At 71.0% G+C, this 25,083-nt stretch carries 25 protein-coding genes; 19 read left to right on the top strand and 6 right to left on the bottom strand.

What is annotated here, in order from left to right; translation table 11 throughout:
• The first annotated feature begins 6 nt into the window (after positions 1 to 6).
• From ACZ7OU_RS08275 to ACZ7OU_RS08225, 11 genes are all read left to right on the top strand, one after another.
• On the top strand, positions 7 to 699 hold the full coding sequence (locus ACZ7OU_RS08275) for a GntR family transcriptional regulator (RefSeq protein ID WP_470240490.1): 693 nt from the start codon (positions 7 to 9) through the stop codon (positions 697 to 699).
• A complete protein-coding gene (locus ACZ7OU_RS08270) occupies positions 696 to 1,715 on the top strand; it encodes an ADP-ribosylglycohydrolase family protein (protein ID WP_470240489.1) in 1,020 nt (339 codons plus the stop codon). Before ACZ7OU_RS08275 ends, ACZ7OU_RS08270 begins: the two co-directional genes overlap by 4 nt.
• Positions 1,716 to 1,731: 16 nt before the next feature.
• A complete protein-coding gene (locus tag ACZ7OU_RS08265) occupies positions 1,732 to 3,171 on the top strand; it encodes a purine-cytosine permease family protein (protein WP_470254620.1) in 1,440 nt (479 codons plus the stop codon).
• A complete protein-coding gene (locus tag ACZ7OU_RS08260; protein ID WP_470254619.1) occupies positions 3,168 to 3,695 on the top strand; it encodes a cysteine hydrolase family protein in 528 nt (175 codons plus the stop codon). Before ACZ7OU_RS08265 ends, ACZ7OU_RS08260 begins: the two co-directional genes overlap by 4 nt.
• A gap of 10 nt (positions 3,696 to 3,705) precedes the next feature.
• Positions 3,706 to 6,765 carry an NACHT domain-containing protein gene (locus ACZ7OU_RS08255; RefSeq protein WP_470254618.1) on the top strand — a complete coding sequence of 1,020 codons (3,060 nt, stop codon included), beginning with the start codon at positions 3,706 to 3,708 and terminating at the stop codon, positions 6,763 to 6,765.
• Positions 6,766 to 6,807: 42 nt separating this feature from the next.
• Entirely contained in the window at positions 6,808 to 7,641 is an 834-nt protein-coding gene (locus ACZ7OU_RS08250) for an alpha/beta fold hydrolase (RefSeq protein ID WP_470254617.1), read from the top strand.
• 86 nt (positions 7,642 to 7,727) lie between these two features.
• Positions 7,728 to 8,291, top strand: coding sequence for an isopentenyl-diphosphate Delta-isomerase (idi, locus tag ACZ7OU_RS08245; RefSeq protein WP_470254616.1), 564 nt, complete (start codon positions 7,728 to 7,730; stop codon positions 8,289 to 8,291).
• A 120-nt stretch (positions 8,292 to 8,411) separates the two neighbouring features.
• Positions 8,412 to 9,101, top strand: coding sequence for a GGDEF domain-containing protein (locus ACZ7OU_RS08240; protein ID WP_470240483.1), 690 nt, complete (start codon positions 8,412 to 8,414; stop codon positions 9,099 to 9,101).
• A gap of 1,436 nt (positions 9,102 to 10,537) precedes the next feature.
• A complete protein-coding gene (locus ACZ7OU_RS08235; protein WP_470254615.1) occupies positions 10,538 to 11,935 on the top strand; it encodes an LCP family protein in 1,398 nt (465 codons plus the stop codon).
• Positions 11,936 to 12,019: 84 nt separating this feature from the next.
• Positions 12,020 to 12,685 (top strand): phosphate signaling complex protein PhoU, encoded by a 666-nt coding sequence (gene phoU / locus ACZ7OU_RS08230; protein ID WP_470240481.1) that lies wholly within the window; start codon positions 12,020 to 12,022, stop codon positions 12,683 to 12,685.
• Positions 12,686 to 12,802: 117 nt separating this feature from the next.
• Positions 12,803 to 13,363: a dihydrofolate reductase family protein gene (locus tag ACZ7OU_RS08225; protein WP_470254614.1), complete on the top strand. Its 561-nt coding sequence runs from the start codon at positions 12,803 to 12,805 to the stop codon at positions 13,361 to 13,363.
• Positions 13,364 to 13,441: 78 nt separating this feature from the next.
• Here the strand turns inward: ACZ7OU_RS08225 and pstB are convergent, their stop codons facing one another.
• From pstB to ACZ7OU_RS08195, 6 genes are all read right to left on the bottom strand, one after another.
• On the bottom strand, positions 13,442 to 14,218 hold the full coding sequence (pstB, locus tag ACZ7OU_RS08220; RefSeq protein WP_470240479.1) for a phosphate ABC transporter ATP-binding protein PstB: 777 nt from the start codon (positions 14,216 to 14,218) through the stop codon (positions 13,442 to 13,444).
• A 9-nt stretch (positions 14,219 to 14,227) separates the two neighbouring features.
• On the bottom strand, positions 14,228 to 15,142 hold the full coding sequence (pstA, locus tag ACZ7OU_RS08215; protein ID WP_470240478.1) for a phosphate ABC transporter permease PstA: 915 nt from the start codon (positions 15,140 to 15,142) through the stop codon (positions 14,228 to 14,230).
• 2 nt (positions 15,143 to 15,144) lie between these two features.
• A complete protein-coding gene (pstC, locus tag ACZ7OU_RS08210; RefSeq protein ID WP_470240813.1) occupies positions 15,145 to 16,065 on the bottom strand; it encodes a phosphate ABC transporter permease subunit PstC in 921 nt (306 codons plus the stop codon).
• Between the two features lie 198 nt (positions 16,066 to 16,263).
• A complete protein-coding gene (gene pstS / locus ACZ7OU_RS08205; RefSeq protein ID WP_470240477.1) occupies positions 16,264 to 17,394 on the bottom strand; it encodes a phosphate ABC transporter substrate-binding protein PstS in 1,131 nt (376 codons plus the stop codon).
• A 225-nt stretch (positions 17,395 to 17,619) separates the two neighbouring features.
• Positions 17,620 to 18,525, bottom strand: a complete 906-nt coding sequence (mshD, locus tag ACZ7OU_RS08200; protein WP_470254613.1) for a mycothiol synthase — start codon at positions 18,523 to 18,525, stop codon at positions 17,620 to 17,622.
• A 70-nt stretch (positions 18,526 to 18,595) separates the two neighbouring features.
• Positions 18,596 to 19,348 carry a winged helix-turn-helix transcriptional regulator gene (locus tag ACZ7OU_RS08195; protein ID WP_470254612.1) on the bottom strand — a complete coding sequence of 251 codons (753 nt, stop codon included), beginning with the start codon at positions 19,346 to 19,348 and terminating at the stop codon, positions 18,596 to 18,598.
• A gap of 152 nt (positions 19,349 to 19,500) precedes the next feature.
• Here ACZ7OU_RS08195 and ACZ7OU_RS08190 point away from each other — a divergent pair, with 152 nt between their 5' ends.
• From ACZ7OU_RS08190 to ACZ7OU_RS08155, 8 genes are all read left to right on the top strand, one after another.
• Positions 19,501 to 20,400 (top strand): LmeA family phospholipid-binding protein, encoded by a 900-nt coding sequence (locus ACZ7OU_RS08190; protein WP_470240474.1) that lies wholly within the window; start codon positions 19,501 to 19,503, stop codon positions 20,398 to 20,400.
• An 11-nt stretch (positions 20,401 to 20,411) separates the two neighbouring features.
• Positions 20,412 to 20,837: a TlpA family protein disulfide reductase gene (locus ACZ7OU_RS08185; protein ID WP_470240473.1), complete on the top strand. Its 426-nt coding sequence runs from the start codon at positions 20,412 to 20,414 to the stop codon at positions 20,835 to 20,837.
• 263 nt (positions 20,838 to 21,100) lie between these two features.
• Positions 21,101 to 21,532: a DUF4395 domain-containing protein gene (locus tag ACZ7OU_RS08180; protein ID WP_470240472.1), complete on the top strand. Its 432-nt coding sequence runs from the start codon at positions 21,101 to 21,103 to the stop codon at positions 21,530 to 21,532.
• A gap of 30 nt (positions 21,533 to 21,562) precedes the next feature.
• Positions 21,563 to 22,399, top strand: a complete 837-nt coding sequence (locus ACZ7OU_RS08175) for a sulfurtransferase (RefSeq protein ID WP_470240471.1) — start codon at positions 21,563 to 21,565, stop codon at positions 22,397 to 22,399.
• Positions 22,399 to 22,710: a DUF1416 domain-containing protein gene (locus ACZ7OU_RS08170; protein WP_470240470.1), complete on the top strand. Its 312-nt coding sequence runs from the start codon at positions 22,399 to 22,401 to the stop codon at positions 22,708 to 22,710. The genes ACZ7OU_RS08175 and ACZ7OU_RS08170 overlap by 1 nt, the downstream gene beginning before the upstream one ends.
• Before the next feature lie 240 nt (positions 22,711 to 22,950).
• Entirely contained in the window at positions 22,951 to 23,565 is a 615-nt protein-coding gene (locus ACZ7OU_RS08165; RefSeq protein ID WP_470240469.1) for a heme-binding beta-barrel domain-containing protein, read from the top strand.
• A gap of 4 nt (positions 23,566 to 23,569) precedes the next feature.
• Positions 23,570 to 24,166, top strand: a complete 597-nt coding sequence (locus ACZ7OU_RS08160) for a 5-oxoprolinase subunit B family protein (RefSeq protein WP_470240468.1) — start codon at positions 23,570 to 23,572, stop codon at positions 24,164 to 24,166.
• Entirely contained in the window at positions 24,163 to 25,008 is an 846-nt protein-coding gene (locus tag ACZ7OU_RS08155; RefSeq protein WP_470254611.1) for a 5-oxoprolinase subunit C family protein, read from the top strand. The genes ACZ7OU_RS08160 and ACZ7OU_RS08155 overlap by 4 nt, the downstream gene beginning before the upstream one ends.
• Positions 25,009 to 25,083 lie beyond the last annotated feature (75 nt).

Here is a 25,083-nt window from a genome sequence, read left to right as displayed (position 1 = left end):
GTGTACATGTACAGCAAGCGGCAGCAGCTCGTCGGCGACCTCTCCGACCTGATCCGCTCGGGTCGCCTCGCCCACGGTGAACGTCTCCCCGGCGAGAACCAGCTCGCCGAGCAGTACCAGGTCAGCCGCGGCACCGTCCGCAGCGCCCTCTCCGAGCTCCAGCAGCTCGAACTGATCTCCACCCAGGCCGGCGTCGGGTCGTTCGTCACCTTCGACGGCGTCCAGCTCGACCAGCGGCTCGGCTGGGCCCGCGCCCTCGCCGACGCCGGCGCGCCCGTCACCACCGAGCTCCTCGGCATCGAGACCGTCGAAGACCGGGACCTCGAAGAAGAGTTCGGCGAGAAGACCTACGTCGCCGTGCGGCGGCTGCGGCGGGAGCACGACCGGGGCGTCTCGCTCGAGACCGCCACCGTCTCCGCCGCCGGCCCACTCGCCGACCTCCCCGAGACCGGCCTGCGGGACGGCTCCCTCACCAAGACCCTCGAAGCCGCCGGGCGGATCTCCGTCGGCGGCGACCAGTGGATCAGCACCGAACGCCTCGAGGCCGGCGACGCCGAGCTCCTCGGCCGCAGCATCGGCGAGCTCTTCCTCCGCGCCGAACGCACCTCGGTCGACGTCGAAGGCCGGCTCGTCGAGCGCGTCGTCAGCCTGCTGGACCCGGACCGGTTCCAGTTCCACCTCACCTTCGGACACCGGTGAGCGCGCGGGACCGGGCGCTCGGCGCGTTCACCGGGCTCGCCGTCGGCGACGCACTCGGCATGCCGACGCAGTCCATGTCCCGCGCCGCCATCGCCGCCACCTACGGGCCGGTCACCGGGCTGCTCACCGCCGTCGCCGAGCAGCCGGTCGCGCCGTCGATGCCCGCCGGGTCGGTCACCGACGACACCGAGCAGGCCGTCCTGCTGGCCCGATTGCTCATCGACGGCCGCGGCACCGTCGAGCCGCAGGTCTTCGCCGACGCCCTGCTCATCTGGGAGGCGGACATGATCCGCCGCGGCTCCGCCGACCTCCTCGGCCCCTCCACGAAACGCGCGCTCACCCGCCTCCAGGACGGCGTCCCCGCCGAAGAGGCCGGCCGCACCGGGACGACCAACGGCGCCGCCATGCGCGTCACGCCGGTCGGCATCGCGACCCCCTCCGACGACCTCCACGCGCTGGTCGACGCGGTCGCCGCGACCGCGCGCGTCACGCACAACACCAGCCTCGGCATCGCGTCCGCCGCCGCGGTCGCCGCCGCCGTGTCCGCCGGGGTCGAGGGCGCGAGCCTCTCCGAAGCGCTCGACGCCGGCGAGCGGGCCGCGGTCGTCGGCGGGGAACGCGGGCACTGGGCGGCCGGCGGGGAGATCGCCGCCCGGATCGAGTGGGCGCGCGGCTGGGTGCGGGGCATGGCGCCGGCCGCCGTCGCCGACGCGGTCGCCAGGGTGATCGGCACGTCGGTCGCGTCGCAGGAGTCCGTCGTGGCCGCGTTCGCGCTGGCCGAGGCCATGGGCGACGACCCGCCGGCGGCGTTGCGCCTGGCCGCCGGGCTCGGCGGTGACACCGACACCGTCGCCGCGATCTGCGGGGCGATGCTCGGCGCCGCGCACGGCGTGGGTGCCTTCCGCCCCGACGTCGTCGAGACCGTGCTGTCGGTGAATCGACTGGAATTCGGGCCGCTCGTCGACGAACTGCTCGCTCTGCGGCGGCGGAACGGGCAGAGTCGTAGCACCTACTGACCACAGGGGACGGGCCATGACCGAAACGGGCACCCGGAAGCTCCAGGTGGAGACCAACGGCCTCGACGTGATCGACGACGCCGAGCGGCGCGGCAGGCCGCGGCAGCTGTTCTGGCCGTGGTTCGGCGCGAACGTGTCGGTGCTGGGGCTGAGCTACGGCTCGTTCACCCTCGGCTTCGGCATCTCGTTCTGGCAGGCGCTGGTCGCCGGGGTCGTCGGCATCCTGTTCTCGTTCCTGCTGTGCGGGTTCATCGCGATCGCGGGCAAGCGCGGGTCGGCGCCGACGATGCTGCTCTCGCGCGCGGCCTTCGGCGTCCGGGGCAACCGGCTGCCGTCGGCGATCTCGTGGCTGCTCACGGTCGGCTGGGAAACCGTGCTCACCGCGCTGGCGACGCTCGCCACGTCGACGGTCTTCGAACGCCTGGGCTGGGGCGGCGGGACGGCGACGAAGGTGATCGCGCTGGTCGTCGTCGCCGCGCTGACCGTCGCCGCCGGCGTGCTCGGCTTCGACGCGATCATGAAGCTGCAGACGTGGATCACCTGGATCACCGGCGTGCTCACGGTCGTCTACGTCGTGCTGGTCGTCGGCGACGTGCACTGGGACGCCGTGAGCGCGCTGCCGTCCGGCTCGGCCCAGCAGTGGGTCGGCGCGCTGGTGTTCCTGATGACCGGCTTCGGCCTCGGCTGGGTCAACGCGGCCGCGGACTACTCGCGCTACCTGCCGCGGTCGTCGTCGAGCCGCGGCGTGGTCGGCTGGACGACGTTCGGCGCGTCGGTGGCGCCGCTGGTGCTGCTGGTGTTCGGGCTGCTGCTGGCGGGCTCGTCCACCGAGCTGAACGGCGCCATCGCGAAGGACCCGATCGGCGCGCTGACGACGTTGCTGCCGCTGTGGTTCCTGGTGCCGTTCGCGCTCGTCGCGGTGCTCGGGCTGGTCGGCGGCGCGGTGCTGGACATCTACTCGTCGGGGCTGGCGCTGCTGTCGGCCGGGCTGCGCGTGCGACGGCCGGTCGCGGCGTTCGTCGACGGCGTGCTCATGGTGGCGGGCACGATCTACATCGTGTTCTTCGGCGGCGAGTTCCTCGGCCAGTTCCAGGGTTTCCTGGTGACGCTGGGCGTACCGGTGGCGGCGTGGTGCGGCGTGATGCTCGCGGACGTCCTGCTGCGCCGGCACGACTACGCCGAGCCGGACCTGTTCGACCCGGCCGGCCGCTACGGCGACATCCGGTGGGGGCCGATCGCGCTGGTGCTGGTGGCGACGGCGCTCGGCTGGGGCCTGGTCACGAACACCGCCGCGGGCTGGCTCCAGTGGCAGGGCTACCTCCTCGAACCGCTCGGCCTCGGCGGGCGCGACGGCTCGTGGGCGTTCGCGAACCTCGGCGTGCTGCTGGCGCTGGCACTCGGTTTCGTCGTCACTTTGCTCACGCGGCAACGGGTCCGCGCGCAGGAGGCGGCGTGAGGTCGGTCCTGGCGGTCATCGACCTGCAGAACGTGTTCGCCACCCCGGCGAGCGAGTGGTTCACCCCGCGCTTCGCCGAGGTGCTCCCGCCGATCCACCGCCTGGTGGACGCGTTCGGCGCGGACGTCGTGTTCACGCGGTTCATCGCGCCCGCGCACCCGGAAGGGGCGTGGAAGCAGTACTACGAGCAGTGGCCGTTCGCACTGCGGCCGCCGGATGACCAGCTGTACCAAGTGATCTCCGAGTTCGACCCGCCGTCCACAGTGGACGCGACAACGTTCGGCAAGTGGACCCCGCGCCTGGCGACCCGCGTCGGCGGCGCCCGGCTGGTGCTGGCGGGCGTGTCGACGGACTGCTGCGTGCTGTCGACGGCGCTGGCCGCGGCGGACGCGGGCGTGTCGGTGACCGTGGTGTCCGACGCGTGCGCGGGCGTGGACGACGAGAGCCACGCGAAAGCGCTGGACCTCATGCGGCTGTACGGGCCGTTGGTGAAGGTCGCCACGACGGACGAGGTGCTCGGCTAGGCTCGACTCGGTGAGCCTCGAAGCCTCGGCCATCGCGTTGACGACCGCGGTGGTGAAGGCCGCCGCGAAGCTCTGGCTCGGCGACCGCCCGCTCGCCGCCGACGCCTCGGCCAAGGTGTTCGGCCTGCTGGAGAAGCAGGTCACCGGCCTCAACGACCGCCGCAAGCTCCGCCTGCTGTTCACGAACCTCGAGTCCCGCGTCGCCGACCGGCTGCTGCCGTTCCTCGACGTCGAGTTCCACGCGCTGCCGGAAAACGAGCGCGCGGGGGCGGTGGACGCGGTGCACGACACGTTCGAGCGGGCCGCGCTGACCGACGAAGACCTCTTCGCCGCCGACCTCGACGCCGGCTACCTGTACCGCTACCTGCAGCGGACCGTCCCGGACGTCACCACGCTCCTCTCGGCCGACGCGACCGGGCTGTACCGGCGGGTGCTGCGGGAGTGCTGCGCGTACCTGGTCCAGGTGACGAGCACCCTGCCCCGCTTCCAGCCGGGCGCGCTGGTCGAGGTGCTCCGGCGGGAGACGGAGATCCTGGAGGCAGTCCGAAACGTGCTCGAAGCGATGCCGGAACGCCGTCATCCGGACGACTTCGCGGCGGACTTCCGGCGTCAGGTCGTCACGGCGCTGGACCGGATGGCGCTGTTCGGCGCCGGCCTCACCGACGCGACCCGGCTGTACCCGCTGTCGGTCGCGTACCTCAGCCTGAGCGTCACCGCCGACGATGACGGGCCGCCCGCCGACCGGATCGAGCACGTGCTGCCCCGCACCCGGCGGATCCTGCTGCGCGGCGAGGCGGGCTCCGGCAAGACGACGATGCTGCAGTGGCTGGCGGTGCAGTGCGCGAGCCGGCAGCTGGAGAGCGTCGGCGGCTGGTCCGGTCTCGACCCGTTTCTGGTGCGGCTGCGGCGGTTCAGCCGGTCCGGACTGCCGGCGCCGGAACAGTTCCTCGACGAAGTCGGCAGGCACATCGCCGACGAGATGCCGCCGGGGTGGGTGCACAAGCGGCTGCGGGAGGGCCGGGCCGTCGTGCTCGTGGACGGGATCGACGAGCTGCCCGCGGAACGCCGTCCGGAGGTCCGGGACTGGCTGGGCGAGCTGATCGGCGCGTTCCCGCGGGCCCGGTTCGTCGTCACCACCCGGCCGGCGGCGGTCGAGCCCGGCTGGCTGGCCGGCGACGACTTCACCGAGGTCCGGCTGCGGCCGATGACCCCGCGCGACGTCCGGACGTTCGTCACCCGCTGGCACGCGGCGACGGGCGAGGACTTCGAAGAACGTCGCGACGCACTCGTGACGGCCATCGGCGCGCGCGGCGCGTTGCGGCGGCTGGCCGAGAACCCGCTGCTGTGCGCGCTGCTCTGCGCCCTGCACCACGAAGGCAACGGGCACCTGCCGGACAACCGCATGGAGCTCTACGAGGTCGCGCTGCGCATGCTGCTCGACAGCCGTGACGTCGAACGGCGGATCGAGCCCGGCATCCGGCTGTCGCTGACCGAGAAACTGGTGCTGCTGCGGCACTTGGCGTACTGGCTGGTCCGCAACGCGCACACGGACATCCCGGTGGCGGACGCGGAAGCGCGGCTGGCCGCGAAGCTGACGTCGATGGGCCAGATCGACGCGACCCCGCACCAGGTGTTCCGGCACCTGCTCGACCGCGGCGGCGTGCTGCGCGAACCGGTCCCCGGCCGGATCGACTTCGTGCACCGGACGTTCGGCGAGTACCTCGCGGCGAAGGCGGCCATCGAGGAGGACGACATCGGCGTGCTGGTCGCGAACGCGCACCGCGACGACTGGCGGGAGGTAGTCGTGCTGGCAGCCGGGCACGCCCACCCGGCGCAGCGGGAGAAGCTGCTCGAAGGACTCCTGGCTCCCGAGCGGGACCGGCTCAAGCTCGACCTCGTCGCACTGGCCTGCCTCGAAACGTCTCCCGAACTGCCCGGGACCCTGCGCACAAGGATCGAGGACCGCACGTCGGCGTTGATCCCGCCGCGGACGTTCGCGATCGCCGAATCCCTGGCCACGGCCGGGGAATTCGTCCTGGACCTGCTCGCCGGCCCGGTGCCCGCGGACCCGGAGGCCGCCGCGGCCACCGTGCGCGCCGCCGCCCTGATCGGCGGCCCCGCCGCGCTCGAGCTGCTGGCGCGCTACGGCGACCAGTCCGATCCCCTCGTGGTGGACGAGCTCATGGACGCGCACACGCGGTTCGACCCGGCGCAGTTCGCCGAGCGCGTGCTCGCCGGCACGCCACTTCCGTACGACTGCCTGACCGTGCTGGACCCCGCGCTGCTCGCGGGCCTGGAACACCTGCGCCACCTGCAGGTGCTCACCTGCCTGTTCGAAAACGGCTACGGCCGGCTCGACTTCGTCCGGCGGCTACCGCGGCTGCGGGAGGTGCGGGTGCAGGACCTCGCCGGGTTCGACCTGCCGTCGCTGGCGGGCACCCCGCTGACCCACGTCGCCCTGCTCGGCGACCCGCTGCCGCAGTCGGCCGACGTGTCCGCGCTCGCCGACGTTCCCGGGCTGACCCGCGTGACCGCCGAGGTCGAGACGCACGGCTGGGCGCGGCTGGCCGAGCTGCCCGAGCTACGCCGGCTGCAGCTGAGCTGGGTCGACGACCCGGACCGGCTGGCGGAACTGGCTCCGCTGCGGCAGTTGCGGACGCTCGAGCTCAACAACGTTTTCCACCTGCGAGACCTCTCCGTGCTGTCCTTTTTGGACGGACCGGAGGACCTGCGCCTCGAAAGCTGCGACGCCCTCCGCGACCTCTCCCGGCTCAGCGCGTGGTCGGGCACGCTGACCGAGCTGCAGCTGCGGTCCTGCCCGGTGGCGGACCTGGCGCCGATCGCGGACCTGACCCGCCTGCGGGCGCTCCGGCTCGCCGGTACCGCACCCTTCGACCTGAACCTGCTGGCCGGCCTCGATGACCTGCGGCTCCTTTCGCTGGGCGATGCGGAGCGCGCCGATCTCACGCCCCTCGCCGGCCGCTCCGGGCTCACCGTGTACGTCGGGTTGGACACCTGGCTGACCGGCGAGGACGCGATGGGCCCGGACTGCGCGCTCAAGCGGATCTGACCGGCCACTCGCCATTCAACCGCGCGAAGTAGATTCGGGCTCGTGATCGACCACATCAGCATCCCCACCGAGGCCGGTTCCTTCGACGCCATCGCCGCCGGGCCCGAAGACGGGCGGCCCGTGCTGCTGCTGCACGGCTTCCCCGAAGCCGCCGTCGAGTGGGAGCACCAGGTCGCCACCCTCGGGGTGCTCGGGTACCGGGCCGTCGCGCCGGACCAGCGGGGCTATTCGCCCGGGGTGCGGCCCGAGCAGGCGACCGAGTACTCGATCGATCACCTCGTCTCGGACGTCGTCGCGATCGCCGATCGGCTGGGCTGGCCGGTGTTCGACCTCGTCGGGCACGACTGGGGCGGGGCCGTCGCCTGGTGGACCGCCGACGCGCACCCCGGCCGGCTGCGCAGCCTCGCCGTCGTCTCCACGCCGCACCCGGCCGCGCTCGCCGAGGCCATGAAGACCGACGAAGACCAGCACCTGCGGTCGCGGTACATGACCGAGTGGCGGCAGACCCGCGTCACCGAACGCAAGATGCTGGAGAACGACGCCAAGGCGCTGCGGGACATGTTCGAGCGGCGCGTGTCGCCGACCAAGATCGACGAGTACGTGCAGCGGCTGTCCGAGCCGGGGGCGCTCACCGCGGCCCTCAACTGGTACCGCGGCGGCCGGCCGGGCGGGAAGATCGGCAAGATCTCCGTGCCGACGCTGTACATCTGGAGCACCGAGGACGTCTCGTTCGGCTCGACCGCCGCGCTCGACACCGAGAACTGGGTCACCGCACCCTTCCGGTTCGAAATGATCGAGGACGTCACGCACTGGGTGCCGGAAGAGGCGCCGGAAGCGGTGACTTCGCTCATCGTCGAGCACCTCGACGCGCGGTAGCGGCCCGTCACCCGGCCGGGCGGACCGCCGGTAACCCACCCGGCTCGCGGTACGAGCCGCGCCGGCTCGTCGTGTTCACTGAGGCCGTGGATACCGCGACCGAACCCGAGACCGAGCAGGTCGTCTTCGTCACCGAAGACGGCGTGCCCACCGGCGAAACCGGCCCGAAGCTGGCCAGCCACCACGAGCACACCCGGTTGCACCTGGCCTTCTCCTGCTACGTCCTGCGACGCCGCGACAACGCGTTGCTGATCACGCAACGCGCACCGCACAAGAAGGTCTGGCCGGGGGTCTGGACGAACAGCGTCTGCGGCCACCCCGCGCCGGGCGAGTCGCTCGAGGACGCCGTCCGGCGGCGCGCGGCCTACGAGATCGGGCTGCCGTCGCTGTCGGAGCTGCACTGCGTGCTGCCGAGCTACCGGTACCGGACGCCGCCGTTCCAGGGGATCGTCGAGAACGAGTTCTGCCCGGTCTTCGCCGCCTGGGCCGACGCCGAGCCCGAGCCGAACCCGGCCGAGGTCGGCGGCTGGCGCTGGGTCTCCTGGACCGGCTACCAAGAGTTGTTGAACGACGAGACGGCTAATGTGAGTTACTGGGCCAAGGATCAGTTCTCCCAGCTCAAGGGCATCGAGCCGTTCGCCGGACTCTGACGGCGCAACTCCGGAGTGTCACCGCCGCGGTCTCGTTTGAGCGAAATTCACCTTCGACCGCACCCGCGCCTCAAGCACGGCCTCCACTACGACGACAACCAATGCGTGGTGGAGGTGGGCATGGTCGCTGGGGAAGAAGGCGTGCTGCGCCGGAGCCCGCAGCCGCCGGACCTGCTGCGCCTCCACGAGGCCGTCGCCACGCTCTTCGCGACCCAGGGCGACTGGCGCCGCGCCTACCAGCACCTCCGCTCCGCGCTGGACATCGCGCGTGACGGCAGCCTGCGCGACGCGCTGACCTCGAGCTACAACCGCCGGTACCTCGACGAGCGCTTGTACGGACCGTTCACCGATCGGCCGCCCGCCCGGCCGCGGCCCGCGCTGGGCATCGCGCTCGTCGATCTCGACCGCTTCAAGCGCGTCAACGACACGTACGGTCACCTCGTCGGCGATCGCGTCCTCCGCCGGGTGGCCGATCTGCTCCAGGAGGGGCTGCCGCCGGACGGCTTCTGCGCCCGCTACGGCGGCGAGGAGTTCGTGCTGTGGCTGCCCGGCGTCGATGCCGGGCACGCGGTCCGCATCGTCGACGCCGCCCGCGTGCGCGTCGCCCGTCACCCCTGGTCAGAACTCCAGCCGGGACTGCGCGTGACCATCAGCGCCGGGCTCGCCCACGAGGGGCCGGACGCCCCGACCGCGCCCGAGCGCCAGCTGCGAAGCGCCGATGACCTGCTTTACGCGGCGAAACGGGCCGGGCGGAACAAAGTCGCCTATCACGACGCGCAAAGTACGCGGTTAATAACCCACTCTGAGTAACGTAAACACCCCATTACCCCGGAAAGCTGCGGGCATCCTTCACCCGTTTGTCGACGGCCAGCCGCCGTTCGTCGACTCAAGGTGAAGAAAATTCCGGGAGGGTGTCGTCACGAACGGGGGGTATCCGTACGATAACGAAAACCTCCGGGGGAACGATCACCTCTCGCGGGGGAAGACGGCCAAGTAACAACCCCGCCTTCGATCGCGCGAAAGGAGACCGAGTGCCGGACGAGCACGACAGCCCGGGGACCGGTCGCCGTTCGGACGGTCCCGCGCGGCCCCGCACCGGCAGACGCCGGTCGATGGAGGACCAGGGCGGGATCAGCGTCTCGGACGTCGTCGCCAAGTCCACCGGCGTTCGACCGCTCCCGTCGCGCGAGCCGCAGGACCGCGCCGACCAGCCCGGACGCCGAGCGCGAGCCGAAGCGCCCGCCCCGTCGCGTGGAGCGCACTCGCGCGCACCGCAGCCGCCCGCCGAGGACCCAGTACCCACGGACGCCACTCGTCAATCGCGCCCGCCGCGGCCGCGCCAGCCGCGCCGCACGGCGGCAGCCGCCCCGGCGCCCGAGGCTCCGCTCCAGCGCCGCCCCCCGGCCGCGAACCCCGGCCCGCAGCAGACGACCGCCGCGCCCCAGCCGCCCCGCCGGGTCCGCCGTCCCGCGGTCGGTCCGGACGGTGGCGCTCCCCAGCGCCCCACCGGCGAAGGAGCTGTTCCCCAGAACTCCGCCGACGAAGGTGGCGGACCTCGCCGGGTCCGCCGTCCCGCGGCCACGCCGGACGGCCCCGCACCCCAGAGCCCCGGCGACGAGGGTGGCGCGCCCCGCCGCCCTGACAGCGCCGCTCGCCAGCGCCCGACGGCAGCCCTGCGTCCCACCGCCGACGACGGCTCTCGCCGCGCCGCGGGTGCGCCGGACGCCACCCAGCGCCCGGCCGACGGCGGTGCCGCACCCCGGCCCATCCGCCGGCGCCCCGCGGCCGAGGGTGCCGGACCTCAGCGGCCCGCGGCTGACGGACCCGCACCCCAGCGCGCTGCCGCAGACGCACCCCGACGGGCCGTGGCCCCAGCCGACGGACCCCGCCGGCCCGCGGTCACCGACAACGCCCAACGCCCAGGCGCCGACGCAACCCGCCGCCCCGCGGCGACCCCCGACGGAGCAGCACCCCGCCGCCCAGACACTGCTGCCGCGCGCCGCCCCGCCGATGGCGCCGCATCCCGCCGGCCCCTGACCGAGAGCGCCGCGGCGGCATCCGAAGCGCCCGCGCACAAGCGGCCCACCCCGGATTCGCCGGCACCTCAGCGCCCGGACGCCGCACCGCAACGACCTGCGCCGGACTCAGGCGCACCCCAGGGGCCGGCTGCCGAGGCGGCCGCGGCCAACGCCCCGCTGCGCCGTCCTGGCTCCGTACCCCCGCGGGCCGAGCTGGACCCGCTGACCATGACCGACGAGATGGAAGCGATCGACGAGGCGACGCAGTACCGCCGCAAGATCGACCACACCCTCGCCCGGTTCTCGGCCGCGCACGACGAGATGAACGCCGAAGAGGCGAAGCGACGCGAGCGCCGTGAACGCCTCTCGCCTGCTTCGCTGATCGAGAGCACGCGTACGGCGCTTCAGCGCGTCGTCGCTCCGACGCCGTCGCCGGAAGAGCAGGCCGAGAGCGCCGAGCTGGCCCTGTTGCAGGAAAAGAAGGCCAAGAAGATCGAGCGCTCGGCGCGGTTCGGCCGGATCGCCGCGGCCGCCGTCGCCGGGCTCGTGTTCCTCGGCATCGGTGGCGCCTGGGGTGCCCAGACCTACTTCGACGCCAAGTTCACGCAGGTCTCCGCGCTCGACGAGAACTCGTCCGACATCCAGGACGCCGACGCGCAGGCCAACGACGAGAACTTCCTCATGGTGGGCTCGGACAGCCGCGACGGCGCGACCGCCGAGGAAGGCGTCGGCACCGCGGACAGCACTCCGGGCGCCCGGAGCGACACCGTGATGGTGGCGCACATCCCGGCCGACCGGAAGCGGGTCGTCGTCACGTCGTTCCCGCGCGACCTCGAGATCAACCGGCCGGACTGCCAGAAGTGGGACCCGGCGCAGAACAAGACCACCGACGAGGTCTTCCCCGGCCAGAAGATCGCCAAGCTCAACACCGCGTACGCGGTCGGCGGGCCGGCGTGCGTCACCAAGGTGATCCAGCAGATCACCGGCCTGCGGATCAACCACTTCGTCGGCATCGACTTCAACGGCTTCAAGGAGATGGTCGACGCCGTCCACGGTGTCACCGTGCACAACGAGAAGCCGATCGACGACGGCATCCTCGGCAAGGTGCTGCTGGAGACCGGGGACGTCACGATCTCCGGTGACCAGGCGCTCAACTTCGTGCGCGCCCGGCACGTCAAGGGCGACCCGACGTCGGACTACGGCCGGATCAAGCGGCAGCAGGAGTTCATCGGCGCGCTGCTGAAGAAGGTCATGTCGTCGGACGTCGTGCTCGACCCCGGCAAGCTCACCGACTTCATCAACGCCTTCGCGAAGGCCACCTTCGGCGACAACCTCGGCGTCAAGCAGATGATGACGCTGGCGCAGTCGATGAAGGGCATGGACCAGTCGAAGATCTCGTTCCTGACCGTGCCGACGACCGGCGAGGCCAACAGCCGCGGCAACGAGGTCCTGGTCCGCAGCAAGACGAAGGCCCTGTTCGACGCGCTGCGCAACAACACCGCGTTGCCGGACCCGAACGCGCCGGTGCCGGTGAGCGAGCAGGCTCCGCCGACCAGCACGTCGAAGTCGTCGTCCAAGACCACTTCCAAGTCGACGACGAGCAAGAAGACGAGCACCACGGGCTGATCCGCGAGGGATCGTTAGTCCGGGTTCACGTGCGGTTCACCCGGCGATGAGGTGTTTGGCCACGGTTGGCCGTAGGGTTGGGCCATGCGTGAGGCTTACCATGTCGAACTCGAACAGCTCGCCGTCAACCTGGCCGGGATGTCGGTCCAGGTCGCCGACGCCATGGAGCGCGCCACGCGCGCGTTGCTGGAGGTCGACCTCGGGCTCGCCGAGCAGGTCATCAGCGACGACGTGAAGGTCGACGACGCCCGCGCCCAGTGCGAGGAGCAGGCGTACGCGCTGCTGGCCCTGCAGGCGCCCGTGGCGACCGATCTGCGCACGGTGCTGGCCGCCATCCACGCCGCGGAAAGCCTGGAGCGGATGGGCGATCTGGCGCTCCACGTCGCGAAGGCGGCCCGGCGCCGTCACCCCGACCCGGTCCTGCCCGAGGCGGTCAAGCCGTACTTCGCCGAGATGGGCGAGGTCGCGGTGAAGCTGGCCCGGTCGACCGAGCAGGTCATCAAGACGAAGGACGTCGAAGCGGCGAAGACGCTCGAGACCGACGACGACCAGGTGGACGACATCCACCGCCACCTGTTCACGGTGCTGATGGACCGCGAGTGGCCGCACGGCGTGGCCGCGGCGGTCGACGTGACGCTGCTGGGCCGCTTCTACGAGCGCTACGCCGACCACGCGGTGTCGGTCGCGAAGCGGATGATCTTCGTGGTCACCGGCAAGATGCCGGGCTACGGCTCCGACGACGACATCTGAGCAAGCTCCAAAAAAGGCCCCTGACCTGCGTCGGGGGCCTTTTTTCGTGGGGACCGATGAGTTTCGCGGCGCGGGTGTCTCTCAACGGGTGACAGCACACTCACGAAGGAGCAGGCCATGCGCACCGTCATCGCCTACGTCAACCTCACCCTCGACGGCCACCTGGCCGGCCCGGCGGGCGAGCTGGACTGGATGTCGCCCGACCCGTCGATGAACATCTCGCTGTCGGACGAGCTGCGGTCCCGCGTCGACACGATCCTGACGGGCCGGAACTTCCACCACGGCATCGAGCAGAACTTCCGCGCCCAGGCGACGGACCCGGCGAGCCCGGCCGAGCTGGCCGACTTCGCCACGTGGATGATTTCGACGCCCCAGGTGGTCTTCTCGCGGTCGTCGGCGGAGGTGGCCGCGCCACACCGGCTCGCCGGACCGGACCTCGCCGCCGAGGTCGCGACGCTGAAGGCGTTGCCGGGCAAGGACATGGTGCTGTTCGGCGGGGTGTCGATCGTGCGGGAGTTCGTCCGGGCCGGACTGGTGGACGAGTACTGGGTCAAGCTCTACCCGACGGCGATCGGTGCGGGGCAGCCACTTTTCACGGACCGACGCGAATTGCGGCTCGTGGAAAGCAAAGCGTGGGAATCGGGAATCCTGACGCTGCGCTATGTCCCGGCTCATTGATCCACAAAGGACAAAAAAGAAGGCCTTTCTCGCCTGCCCCGAGCACGGGCGAGAAAGGCCTTCTCACACAACGACGACTCAGCCGAAGCGCCCGGAAATGTAGTCTTCCGTGGCCTTTTCGTCCGGGTTGGAGAAGATCTTCTCCGTGTCGTTGAGTTCCACCAGACGCCCCGGCTGCCCCACCCCGGCCAGGTTGAAGAACGCCGTCTGGTCGGAAACCCGCGCCGCCTGCTGCATGTTGTGCGTGACGATGACGATCGTGTAGTCCTTCTTGAGCTCCCCGATCAGGTCCTCGATCGCCAGCGTCGAAATCGGGTCGAGGGCCGAGCACGGCTCGTCCATCAGCAGCACGTCCGGCTGGACCGCGATCGCGCGGGCGATGCACAGACGCTGCTGCTGACCGCCCGACAACCCGCCACCCGGCTTGTTGAGGCGGTCCTTGACCTCGTTCCACAGGTTCGCGCCGCGCAGGGCGCGCTCGGCGATGTCGTCGAGGGTCTTCTTGCCCTTGGTGCCGCCCAGCTTCAGCCCCGCGACGACGTTGTCCTTGATGGACATCGTCGGGAACGGGTTGGGGCGCTGGAACACCATGCCGATCGTGCGGCGCACCTGGACCGGGTCGACCGCCGACGCGTAGATGTCCTCACCGTCCAGGAGCACCTGGCCGTCCACCCGGGCACCCGGGATGACCTCGTGCATCCGGTTCAGCGTCCGCAGCACCGTGGACTTGCCACACCCCGACGGGCCGATGAACGCGGTGACGTTGCGCGGGGGCACGGAAAGGGTGACCTGGTCCACGGCGTGGAACTTGCCGTAGTAGATGTCCACGTCCTTGACGTCGATTCGCTTTGCCATGGCTACAGCTCACTTCTTCTTCGGGGCGACAAGGCGCGCGAACACGGTGGCGAGGAGGTTGATCAGCGCGATGATGAGCACCAGGGTCAGTGCCGCGCCCCAGATCCGGTCGAAGCCGACCGAGCCGGGATCCATCGAGTTGGTGACGCGCTCGTTGTTCATCAGCAGCGGGAGCGCCGCCTGCTCACCGCTGAAGATGTCCCAGTTCGTGTAGGCGGAGTACCCGACCAGGACCAGCAGCGGCGCGGTCTCGCCCATCACCCGGGCCAGCGCCATCATGATGCCGCCGATGATGCCGGACAGGGCCGTCGGCAGCACGATCTTCACGATCGTCTTCCACTTCGGCACGCCCAGCGCGTAGGAGGCCTCGCGCAGGTCGTCCGGGACGATCCGCAGCATCTCCTCCGACGAGCGGACGACCACCGGGATCATCAGCAGCACCAGGGCCAGCGACACGGCGAAACCGCTGCGCGGCAGGCCGAACGTGGTGATCCAGAGCGCGTAGATGAACAGCGCGGCGACGATCGAGGGGACACCGGAGAGGATGTCGACCATGAACGTGGTGGCCTTGGCGAGCTTGCCGCGGCCGTACTCGACGAGGTAGATCGCGACGAGCATGCCGATCGGCACCGCGATGACCGCGCAGACGAGGCCCTGCAGCAGGCTGCCGATGATCGCGTGCACGACACCGCCGCCGACCTCGTCGGACAGGAAGTTGCCGAGGTCCTGCGACCACCAGTTGCTGTACGGGATGCGCTTGATGCCGTTCGCGACGACCGTGTAGAGCACCCACACCAGCGGGACGACGGCGATCAGGAACGACAGCCAGACCAGCGTGGTCGCCAGCCCGTTCTTGAGCTTGCGAGCCAGGCTGACCTGCTGGAACGCAGGCGTCGTGGCGGGAGCTTCGAGCGTGGTGGACATGCTCAGTCCCCCTTCTTGCCGATGACGGAGCGCGCGGCGAAGTTCACGAGGAACGTGAGCACGAACAACACCAGGCCGGCCGCGATGTAGGCGCCGGCGGAGATCTCGTTGTTGAACTCGCTGTAGTTGGCGGCGATCTTCGAGGCGAACGTCGAACCGCCGTCGAAGAGGCTCCAGTCGAAGTTCCGGCCCTGCGGGATGAGCAGGATGACCGCCAGCGCGATCGTCTCGCCGAGCGCGCGGCCGAGGCCGAGCATCGACGCGCCGACGTAACCGGCCTTGCCGAACGGGAGCACCGTGGTGCGGATGACTTCCCAGCGCGTCGCGCCCAGTGCCAGCGCGCCCTCGAGGTGCGGCGTCGGCGTGCGCTCGAAGACCTCGCGCGAGAGCGACGTGATGATCGGCAGGATCATCACGGCGAGCACGATGCCCGCGGTGAAGATCGTGCCGCGCACGCTCGGCGCGACGTTGCCGGGCGCCAGCAGCGGGAACCACGAGAACGTGTCGTTGATCCACTGCGAGAACGGCTCGATCGCCGGGGCGAACACGAGGATGCCCCAGAGGCCGAAGATGATCGACGGCACCGCGGCGAGCAGGTCGATGACGTACGCGAACGGCCGCGCGAGCCGCTTCGGCGCGTACTGGGTCAGGAACAGCGCGATGCCCAGCGAAACCGGCATCGCGATGATCAGCGCCACGAGCGACGTCGCCACCGTGACCTCGAGGAGGTCGAGGATGCCGAACGACATGTTCGCGGGGTCGTTGGTCGACCAGCCGTGGTTCGTCAGGAAGTTGGCCTTGTCGGCCTGCAGCGCCGGGATCGCCTGGATGAGCAGGAAGAGCCCGATCAGGCCGATCAGGGCGACGACGAAGATCCCGGCCCCGGTGGTCAGGTTCTGGAAGATGCGGTCACCGGGCCGCACCTTCTTCGGTTTCTCGCTCGCGGGCGGCTGGGGCGCCGCCGGCGGGGCTGGTTGCTCCGAAATCGGGACCTCCGGGGGCGTCGTGGCGGACGACGAACGCCCACCGGGGTCGCCGGTGGGCGTTCGCGTCGAGGATGACTCGCTCATCAGCTACTTCTGACCAGCCTCTATCACTCGGATTTCAGTCGCAACGCCGGTTCAGGAAATCGCCTTGACGGCGGCGAGGACCTTGGTCTGCAGCGACTGCGGGATCGGCACGTAGCCCTTGGCGGACAGCGGCTGCTGACCGTCGGTGGCGGCCACCGTCAGGAACGCCTTGACGGCCTTCGCGACGTCCGGGTTCGCGTACTTCGAGCAGACGATCTCGTAGGTCGTCAGCAGCAGCGGGTAGGCACCCGGGGTGTTGCTGGCGTAGATGCCGTTGAGGTCGAGCGCGAGGTCGTTCGTGCCGTCCTTGAGGAACTTGGCCGAGTCGAGGGACTTCGCCACGTTCGCCGCGCTGAGCTCGACGCCGCCGGAGCCGCTGTCGATGAGGGCCGGGGTCAGGCCGTCCTTGGCGAACGCGCCCTCGACGTAGGTGATGCCGCCGTCGGAGGCCTTCACCGCGGTCGCGACACCGTTGGAGCCCTGCGCACCGTTGCCGACGCCACCGTTGAACTTCTTGCCGGCACCCTTGGTCCAGTCGGCCTTCGCCGCGGCACCCAGGTACTTCTGGAAGTTGTCGGTGGTGCCCGACTCGTCGGCGCGGGAGACGACCTGGATCGCCTTGTCCGGCAGGGTCAGGCTTTCGTTGCCCTTGACGCCCTTGATGGCCGGGTCGTTCCACTTGGTCACGGCGCCGCTGAAGATCTTGGCGATGACCGACGGGGTCAGCGTCAGCTTGTCGACGCCGGAAAGCTTGTAGGCGACGGCCACCGGGCCGACGACCATGGGGATGTTCCACGCGGGGCTCGCGCAGCGCTTGGTGGCCGCATCGAGGTCCGCGGCGGTGACCGGCGAGTCCGAGCCACCGAAGTCGATCTGGTTGGCGTTGAACTGCTTGACGCCGGCGCCCGAACCGCTCGGGTTGTAGTTCACCTGCTGGCCGGAGCACTTCTTGCCGTACTGCTGCGTGAAGATGTCGATGGCGTTCTTCTGGGCCGACGAACCTTCCGCGGAGAGCGGGCTCTTGCCACCGCACTCCACGTCGGCGGTGCCGGTGGCAGCGGGGGCCGAGGCCGAGTTCGAGCTGCTGCTGTTGGACGCCGCGGGGTCGGTACCACAGGCGGCGAGCACGAGGGCGGCGCTCGCGACGATGCCCACCGCGCTCAGGGGCCGCATGATCTTCACTGCTGTTTCCTCCATCAGGAGCTTGACCGGGTCGTCGCGGCGTACTACCGCGCCGGATCCGGACATTAGGCAGCCCTGGTGGACGGTCGGCCGTCATCGCATGAACGCAAAGTGAACAAGGTCCAGGATGTGAGCAGTGCTACTAGCCCGATAGGGTGCCGTGTCCCCGTCGTGACCTGCGCGTTCGCACTCCGTGACGGATTGTTCGCGCGGCGTCCATCGTGGTCACCGACCGTACTGGACGTCGGTTTCGTGACGGGTGAACCCGAGCTTGGTGTAGACCGCCAGCGCCGGCGCGTTGTCGCCCTCGACGTACAGGATGATCTGCCGCAGCCCCCGGCTCGCGAGGTACCGCAGCCCGGCGAGCGTCAGCGCCCGCCCGAGCCCGCCGCCCTGCGCCGCCGGGTCGACGCCGACGACGTAGACCTCGCCCACGCGCTCGCCGTCGAAGCGCCCCGGCGTCGCCTCGTGGACCTTCGTCCAGTGGAAGCCGATCACTTCGCCGTCCTGCTCGGCGAGGAAGAAGCCGTCGGCGTCGAACCACGACCGGGCCTCGTCCGCGCGGAGGTCCTCGGCGGTCAGCGCGCCCTGTTCGGGGTGCCAGTCGAAGGCCCGCGCGTTCACCCTGATGACGGCGTCCTCGTCCTGCCCCGGCACGAACGTCCGCAGCGAGACGCCGTCGCGCAGCCGCGGCTCCGGCCAGTCGGCGCCCTCGACGTCGGTGTGCAGGATCAGCAGCTCGCGCTTGCGCTCCAGGCCGGTGCGCACGGCCAGCTGCCGCGCGGCGGGGTGGTCGCCGTGCGCCCAGATGCGGAAGCCGACCGCGGCGCGCTCGTCGACGGCTTGAAGCAGCTTCACGCCGTAGCCGCGGTTGCGGTGGGCGGGGTGCACGAACAGCTCGGCGACCTGGTGCCCGAAAGAGTCGCCGGTGGTGTCGAGGTGGGCGTAGCCGACGACCTCGCCCTCGACGCAGGCCACGAGGTGCTCTCCGCCGTCGAACTCACCCGGCAGCGGCCCCTGGGGCTCGACCTCGGGCCGCCCGTCGGCCTCGCGCACGGCCAGCAGCACCCCGCGCACGTCCTCGAGCTGCTGCTCGTCCAGCTCCTGGCGCCACTCGCCTTCTCCGCTCACCCCGTGACCGTACCCGGGCCGGACGCAACGCGACCGGTGTGCGAGACGTCTCCTGGTGACGGAAGGGGAGTCAGTGCGCGTGTTCGGGAGTGTCGGCCGGGACCTCGGCCGTCTGCTGCGCGGGCACGTTCGCCCGCACGCCGCCCTTGGCGGGCCGCTCGAACTTGTAGCCGACGTTGCGCACGGTGCCGATCATCTGCTCGTGCTCCGGCCCGAGCTTGGCGCGCAGCCGCCGCACGTGGACGTCGACCGTCCGGGTGCCGCCGAAGAAGTCGTAGCCCCAGACCTCCTGCAGCAGCTGGGCGCGGGTGAACACCCGGCCGGCGTGCTGGGCGAGGTACTTGAGCAGCTCGAACTCCTTGTAGGTGAGCTCGAGGGTGCGCTTGCGCAGGCGGGCGGTGTAGGTCGCCTCGTCGATGACCAGCTCGCCGACCCGCAGCTCGGCTTCGACCTGGGCGGAGCCGCCGTCGCGGGTCGTGACCAGCCGCAGCCGCGCGTCGACCTCGGCCGGGCCCGCGGTGGGCAGCAGGATGTCGTCGGTGCGCCACTCGGCGCTGACGGCCACCAGGCCGCCCTCGCCGACGACGGCGATGATCGGGGTGGCCGCCTCGTCTTCACCGGTGCCCTTGAGCAGGCGGCAGAGGCTCTTCGCCGAGGCCAGGTCGCTGCGGGCGTCGAGGACGATCACGTCCCGGTGGCCCGCGTCGAGCAGGGCCGTCACCTCGGGAGGGCGGACGCGTACGGTGTGCGGCAGCAGGTCCAGCGCGGGAAGCACCGCGGTGGCGTCGGCTTCCGCGGTCAGCACCAGAAGGTCCAGGCTCATGAGCCGCACCGCCTTCACAAATCGTCGCCTCACCGTGGCGTTGTTCGGTGCTAAGTGAGAATAGCGGCTCGACGGCCCGGTACCTAACCCTTGCTGGATCGATCACACCTGGAGAAACACCGGTGGACCCGACGAACAGGAGTACGGACGCGATGGTGAGCAGGCCCGTGACCCGGGACGACCGACCCGCACCGAGGCCGGACGCGCGGCGCCGCGGACGCCGGGCGAGGCGCTGGGTGATCGCCCTCGTCGTCCTGGTGCTGCTGCTGGTCGGCGCCGACTTCGGGGCGGCCGCGTACGCCGAGCACATGATCTCCCAGAAGGCCCGCACGCAGCTGCAGCTGACCGACGACCCGTCGGTGACGATCCACGGCTTCCCGTTCCTCACGCAGGCGCTGGGCGGTGACTACAGTCACATCAGCGTGTCCGCGGCCGGCGTTCCGGTCGGCGACAAGCTGCAGGACGTCGCGCTCAACGCCGAGCTCGAGGACGTCAACGCGCCGCTGTCGGACCTCACGAACGGCAACACGAAGGCGATCACCATCGGCAAGCTGACCGGCGCCGTCACCATCAAGGCCGCCGACCTCGCCCGCATGTCGCCGCTCGACAAGATCAAGGAGCTGCGGATCGAGCCGGCGACCACGGACTACGTCGAGAACGGCGACAGCGGGCAGAGCGAGCCGACGCCGACCCCGACGACGACCACCGAGGGCCAGGCCGACCAGGACGAGTCGAGCACCGGCGTCCGCATTTCGGGACACCTTCCGTTCGCGGGCAAGGATCTGGAAATCTTCTGCTTCGCGATGATCGAGGCCGACGCGAAGGACGGGACGATCAACTTCATCCCCAAGCGGCTGCAGTTCGGGAATGACCAGGAGACCACCGTCGTTCCGGCCGCTGTGCAGAAGGCGCTGATGCCGAACTTCGGCGCCTCGATCAACACGAAGGACCTGCCGCTGTCGGTCACCCCGACCGGCGTGCGGGTGCAGAGCGGATCGGTGACGATCAAGGGCGAAGCGACGAACGTGTCGTTCGCGCAGCTGAGCAAGTAAGGAGGCGGCCGGTGACGGGGCTGTGGGTGCTCGTGGCGGTACTGGTGGCCGGGTCGGCCGCCGGCCTGCTGCTGAAGGCCCGCAACGGCCGCGTGCGGGACGCCAAGCCCGCCCGTGCGCTGCCCGGCCCCGTCGCCGACGTCCTCGACCCGGCGTCCGCCGTGACGCTGGTCCAGATCTCCACCACCTTCTGCGCGCCCTGCCGGCACGCGAAGGCCGTGCTCGAACCCCTGGCCGAGCGCACCGACGGCCTGCACCACGTCGAGCTCGACGTGACGAACCAGCCGGAGGTCGCGCAGTCGCTCTCCGTGCTGCGGACGCCGACCACGATCGCGCTGACCCCGGACGGACGGGAGCTGCTGCGCGTCGGCGGCGTCCCCAAGGGCCCCGAGCTGCTGGACGCGCTCCGGCCGCATCTCACCAGCCGGACGCCCTGACCAGGCCATGTCCCACGTGCCGGGAATCGTCCCAAGGTATGAACGTGGTTCCCACTCTGAGGGAGCTCTGGGTACCCTCGCACCCGTGACCAGGCTGACCACCTTCTTGACGCAGCGACGCGCAGTCGACTTCTGCCGCGTCCGCAGCAGCCTGTGTCGCACTCACTCCGACCGGCGCTGAACCACGCCCGGAACCAGCCAGCCCCGAAGCCGCTGAAGCGTGCCGTTCGCACGCACCCCCCTCTGCTCCAGCTGGAGGAACCATGTCCGCCGGACCGGCCGTCGACCCGCGGGGCCCGCGGTTCGCCGCCATCCTGACCACGATCGTGCTCGCGGTCGTCCTGGTCACCCAGTGGTGGCCGTTGCTGGCGATCCAGACCGTCGTGTTCGCCATCGGCGCGTTCGTCGGGCTGAAGCCCGCGCCCTATTCGATCGTGTACCGGACGCTCGTGGCCCCGCGCCTCGGCCCGACCGACGAGCGGGAGGACGCGGCACCACTGCGGTTCGCCCAGGCCGTCGGGTTCGTGTTCGCCCTAGTCGGCACCGTCGGCTTCGCGGTGGGGATCGTCCCGCTCGGCATCGTCGCGACGGCCTTCGCGCTCTTCGCGGCGTTCCTCAACGCGGCCTTCGACTTCTGCCTCGGCTGCGAAATGTTCTTGCTCCTCAAGCGCTTCACCCCCGCCCGCGCGTCCTGAAAGTTCAACCCCAGAAAGAGAGTCCGTTCCATGAGCCGTGAAGACGTCCTGGTCACCACCCAGTGGGCCGAGGAGAACCTGGACACCCCCGGCGTCGTGTTCGCCGAGGTCGACGAGGACACCACCGCGTACGACGGCGGCCACATCCGGGGCGCGGTGAAGTTCGACTGGCGGAAGGACCTTCAGGACGGGGTGCGCCGCGACTTCGTCTCCAAGGAGGGCTTCGAGAAGCTCCTGTCGGAGAAGGGCATCTCGAACGACGACCGCGTGATCCTCTACGGCGGCAACAACAACTGGTTCGCCGCCTACGCGTACTGGTACTTCAAGCTCTACGGCCACGAGAACGTCCAGCTGCTCGACGGCGGGCGCAAGAAGTGGGAGCTCGACGGCCGTGAGCTGAGCTCCGACGAGGTCAAGCGCGCCGCCACCGACTACAAGGCCCAGGACCAGGACCTGTCCCTGCGCGCGTTCCGCGACGAGGTCGTCCAGTCCATCGGCGCGAAGAACTTCGTCGACGTCCGGTCGCCGGACGAGTTCTCCGGCAAGCTGCTCGCCCCGGCGCACCTGCCGCAGGAGCAGTCCCAGGTGCCCGGCCACATCCCGGGCGCGCTGAACGTGCCGTGGGCGAAGGTCGCCAACGAGGACGGCACCTTCAAGACCGAGAGCGAGATCGACGAGCTCTACAAGGAGCAGGGCATCGACGCGAGCAAGGGCACCATCGCCTACTGCCGCATCGGCGAGCGGTCGTCCATCGCGTGGTTCGCGCTGCACGAGCTGCTCGGCCACGAGGACGTGAAGAACTACGACGGTTCGTGGACGGAATACGGTTCGCTGGTCGGCGTGCCGGTCGAGTTGGGAGCCAAGTGATGGCGGTTGACGACAGCTGCGGCGCACCGGTCCAGGAGGCCACGCCGGCGGACTACGACACCAAGGGCCAGGTCGTGCTCGCGGGCAAGGTGACCGGCGCGGACGGGCCGGTCGGCGGCGCGTTCGTCCGGCTCCTCGACGGCGGCGGCGACTTCACCGGCGAGGTCGTTTCCTCGGCCGACGGTGACTTCCGCTTCTACGCGGCACCGGGTGCCTGGACGGTGCGCGCGCTGCACCGCACCGGCAACGGCGAAGCGTCCGTGACGGCGGAGGGCCCGGGCCTGCACCAGCTGGCCATCTCGGTCGGTTGAGTCTCGTTCTTTCGTGAAGGCCTTCCTGCTCCGGCAGGGAGGCCTTCACGGCGTTCAGGGGTCCTGTGGCGGTGACCGTGCTCACCGCGGCGACCCTGCGCCGGGCCGGCTGAGCGGCGGCGGACTATCCTGCTGGACGTGGAAGCTCTGTTTACGACCTTGCTGGTGCTGGCGGGCGTCGCCATCACGTGGTTCGCCGTGTACGTCGTCTACCGGCTTTACGCGGACCAGCGCTGACCCATGACCGCCAGCGGCGACGACGCCATCGCAGCAGCGGAGATGCGCGCGGAGAGCACTCGCGAGCGCAACCTTCCGCTGTGGGACGACCTGCCCATCCCCAACGACACCGCGAACCTGCGTGAGGGGCCGAACCTCAACGACGCCTGCCTCGCGCTGCTGCCGCTCGTCGGCGTCTGGCGAGGGGAGGGCGAGGTCGACTACCCGACCATCGAGGGCCCCCGCAAGTTCGCGCAGCAGCTGACGATCTCGCACGACGGCCGCCCGTTCCTCGTGCACGAGGCGCGCGCGTGGCTGCTGGACGACGACGGCAACGTCATCCGCCCCGCCGCCCGCGAGTCCGGGTTCTGGCGGCCGCAGGAAGACGACACGATCGAGCTGCTGCTCACGCACAACACCGGCATCGTCGAGCTGTACTACGGCAAGCCGCGCAACCAGACGTCCTGGGAGCTGGGCACCGACGCGGTGATCCGCACGGCCTCGGCGAAGGACGTCACCGGGGCGCAGCGGCTCTACGGCCTGATCGAAGGCTCCCTCGGCTACGTCGAGGAACGCGCCATGATGGGCCAGGAGATGCAGCCGCACACCTCGGCCCTGCTGCGCCGCGTCGTCGGCTGACGCCGTGCGCTGGCGGCGCTGTGGCGAGGACGCCGCCCTGCTGGACTGCGACTCGCTCGAGCAGATGCGGGCGGCGCACGCGACCGTGTCCGCCGCCCGCCCCGAAGGCGTCGCCGACCTCGTTCCCGGCGCGCGCAGCCTGCTGGTGATCGGTGGGGTGGCCGCCGTGAAAGCCCTGCTGGACGGCGCCGACCTCACCCATCCGCCCGCCGGCGAGCCCCGCGAAGTCACGCTCGACGTCCGCTACGACGGCGAAGACCTCGCCCTGGTCGCCGCGGACGCCGGGATCTCCGCCGACGCCGTCGCCGACCTGCACACCGACGCCGTCTACACGGTCGCGTTCACCGGGTTCGCGCCCGGGTTCGGCTACCTGACGGGGCTTCCGGAGCCGCTGCGGCAGCCGCGGCTGGAGTCCCCGCGCACCCGCGTCCCGGCCGGCTCGGTGGGGCTGGCGGGCGAGTTCACCGGCGTCTACCCGCGCGAGTCACCGGGCGGCTGGCGGCTGCTCGGGCACACGACGGCGACGCTGTTCGACCCGCACGCCGACCCGCCCGCTCTCTTCGCGCCGGGCGACCGCGTCCGCTTCCGGCGCGTCCGATGAGGTGCGTGGAGGTCCTCGACCCGGGGCGGTACGCGCTGGTCGAGGACCTCGGCCGGCCCGGCTACGCGCACCTCGGCGTCGCGCCTTCGGGCGCGCTCGACACGGCGTCGCTGCGGCTGGCGAACCGCTTGGCCGGCAACCCTTCGACGGCTGCCGGGATCGAAGCGCTGCTCGGCGGCCTCTCGGTGCGGCTCACGGCGTCGGCGACGGTCGCGGTCACCGGCCCGGCGGTCGACGTCCGGGTCGACGGCCGTCCGGTCGGCTCCCACGCGCCGGTGCCGGTCCGCGCCGGGCAGACGCTGGCGGTCGGCACGCCGTCGACCGGCCTGCGCTGCTACCTGGCGGTGTCCGGCGGGATCGCCGTCGACCCGGTGCTCGGCAGCCGCTCGCGCGACGTCCTGTCCGGCATCGGGCCCGACCCCCTGAGCGCCGGCGACGTGCTCCCGCTCGGCGAGCCCGGGATCCCGGCGGGTGCGGACGTCGTCGTCCCCGTCCCGGCCCCGGGCGAACTCGTGGTGCCGGTGACGCCCGGCCCCCGCGACGACTGGCTCGACGACCCGGCCCGCGGGCTGTCGGCGTGGTGGACGGTCACGGCCGAGTCGAACCGCGTCGGCCTGCGCCTCGACGGGACACCGCTGCGCCGGGTCACCGACGGCGAGCTGCCCAGCGAAGGCGTGGTCACCGGGGCGATCCAGGTGCCGCCGAGCGGGCTGCCGGTGGTGTTCCTCGCCGACCACCCGACCACCGGCGGCTACCCCGTCGCGGCCGTCGTGCGGTCGGGTGCGCTGAGCGCGCTCGCGCAGGCCCGGCCGGGCACCCGGGTGCGGTTCCGGATGTCCTGAAAGTCCTGTACCGCCACGCGGGTGAGACCCGGATCACCTGGTGCACCCGTCCGCGTGAGAGCTGGAACCATGTCG

Source organism: Amycolatopsis sp. NPDC114505, assembly GCF_055633615.1.
The sequence above is the reverse complement of the archived record's forward strand: the minus strand, read 5'-3'. Positions and strand labels throughout refer to the sequence as shown.

What these genes read in the sequence shown, in the direction of transcription:
- ACZ7OU_RS08195 (WP_470254612.1), bottom strand. Translation starts at nt 19,348, where the DNA reads ATGAGCCTGGACCTTCTGGTGCTGACCGCGGAAGCCGACGCCACCGCG.
- ACZ7OU_RS08265 (WP_470254620.1), top strand. Translation starts at nt 1,732, where the DNA reads ATGACCGAAACGGGCACCCGGAAGCTCCAGGTGGAGACCAACGGCCTC.
- ACZ7OU_RS08155 (WP_470254611.1), top strand. Translation starts at nt 24,163, where the DNA reads ATGAGGTGCGTGGAGGTCCTCGACCCGGGGCGGTACGCGCTGGTCGAG.
- ACZ7OU_RS08275 (WP_470240490.1), top strand. Translation starts at nt 7, where the DNA reads ATGTACAGCAAGCGGCAGCAGCTCGTCGGCGACCTCTCCGACCTGATC.
- ACZ7OU_RS08190 (WP_470240474.1), top strand. Translation starts at nt 19,501, where the DNA reads ATGGTGAGCAGGCCCGTGACCCGGGACGACCGACCCGCACCGAGGCCG.
- ACZ7OU_RS08240 (WP_470240483.1), top strand. Translation starts at nt 8,412, where the DNA reads ATGGTCGCTGGGGAAGAAGGCGTGCTGCGCCGGAGCCCGCAGCCGCCG.
- ACZ7OU_RS08235 (WP_470254615.1), top strand. Translation starts at nt 10,538, where the DNA reads ATGACCGACGAGATGGAAGCGATCGACGAGGCGACGCAGTACCGCCGC.
- ACZ7OU_RS08180 (WP_470240472.1), top strand. Translation starts at nt 21,101, where the DNA reads ATGTCCGCCGGACCGGCCGTCGACCCGCGGGGCCCGCGGTTCGCCGCC.
- ACZ7OU_RS08225 (WP_470254614.1), top strand. Translation starts at nt 12,803, where the DNA reads ATGCGCACCGTCATCGCCTACGTCAACCTCACCCTCGACGGCCACCTG.
- phoU (WP_470240481.1), top strand. Translation starts at nt 12,020, where the DNA reads ATGCGTGAGGCTTACCATGTCGAACTCGAACAGCTCGCCGTCAACCTG.
- pstB (WP_470240479.1), bottom strand. Translation starts at nt 14,218, where the DNA reads ATGGCAAAGCGAATCGACGTCAAGGACGTGGACATCTACTACGGCAAG.
- ACZ7OU_RS08170 (WP_470240470.1), top strand. Translation starts at nt 22,399, where the DNA reads ATGGCGGTTGACGACAGCTGCGGCGCACCGGTCCAGGAGGCCACGCCG.
- pstA (WP_470240478.1), bottom strand. Translation starts at nt 15,142, where the DNA reads ATGTCCACCACGCTCGAAGCTCCCGCCACGACGCCTGCGTTCCAGCAG.
- ACZ7OU_RS08175 (WP_470240471.1), top strand. Translation starts at nt 21,563, where the DNA reads ATGAGCCGTGAAGACGTCCTGGTCACCACCCAGTGGGCCGAGGAGAAC.
- ACZ7OU_RS08165 (WP_470240469.1), top strand. Translation starts at nt 22,951, where the DNA reads ATGACCGCCAGCGGCGACGACGCCATCGCAGCAGCGGAGATGCGCGCG.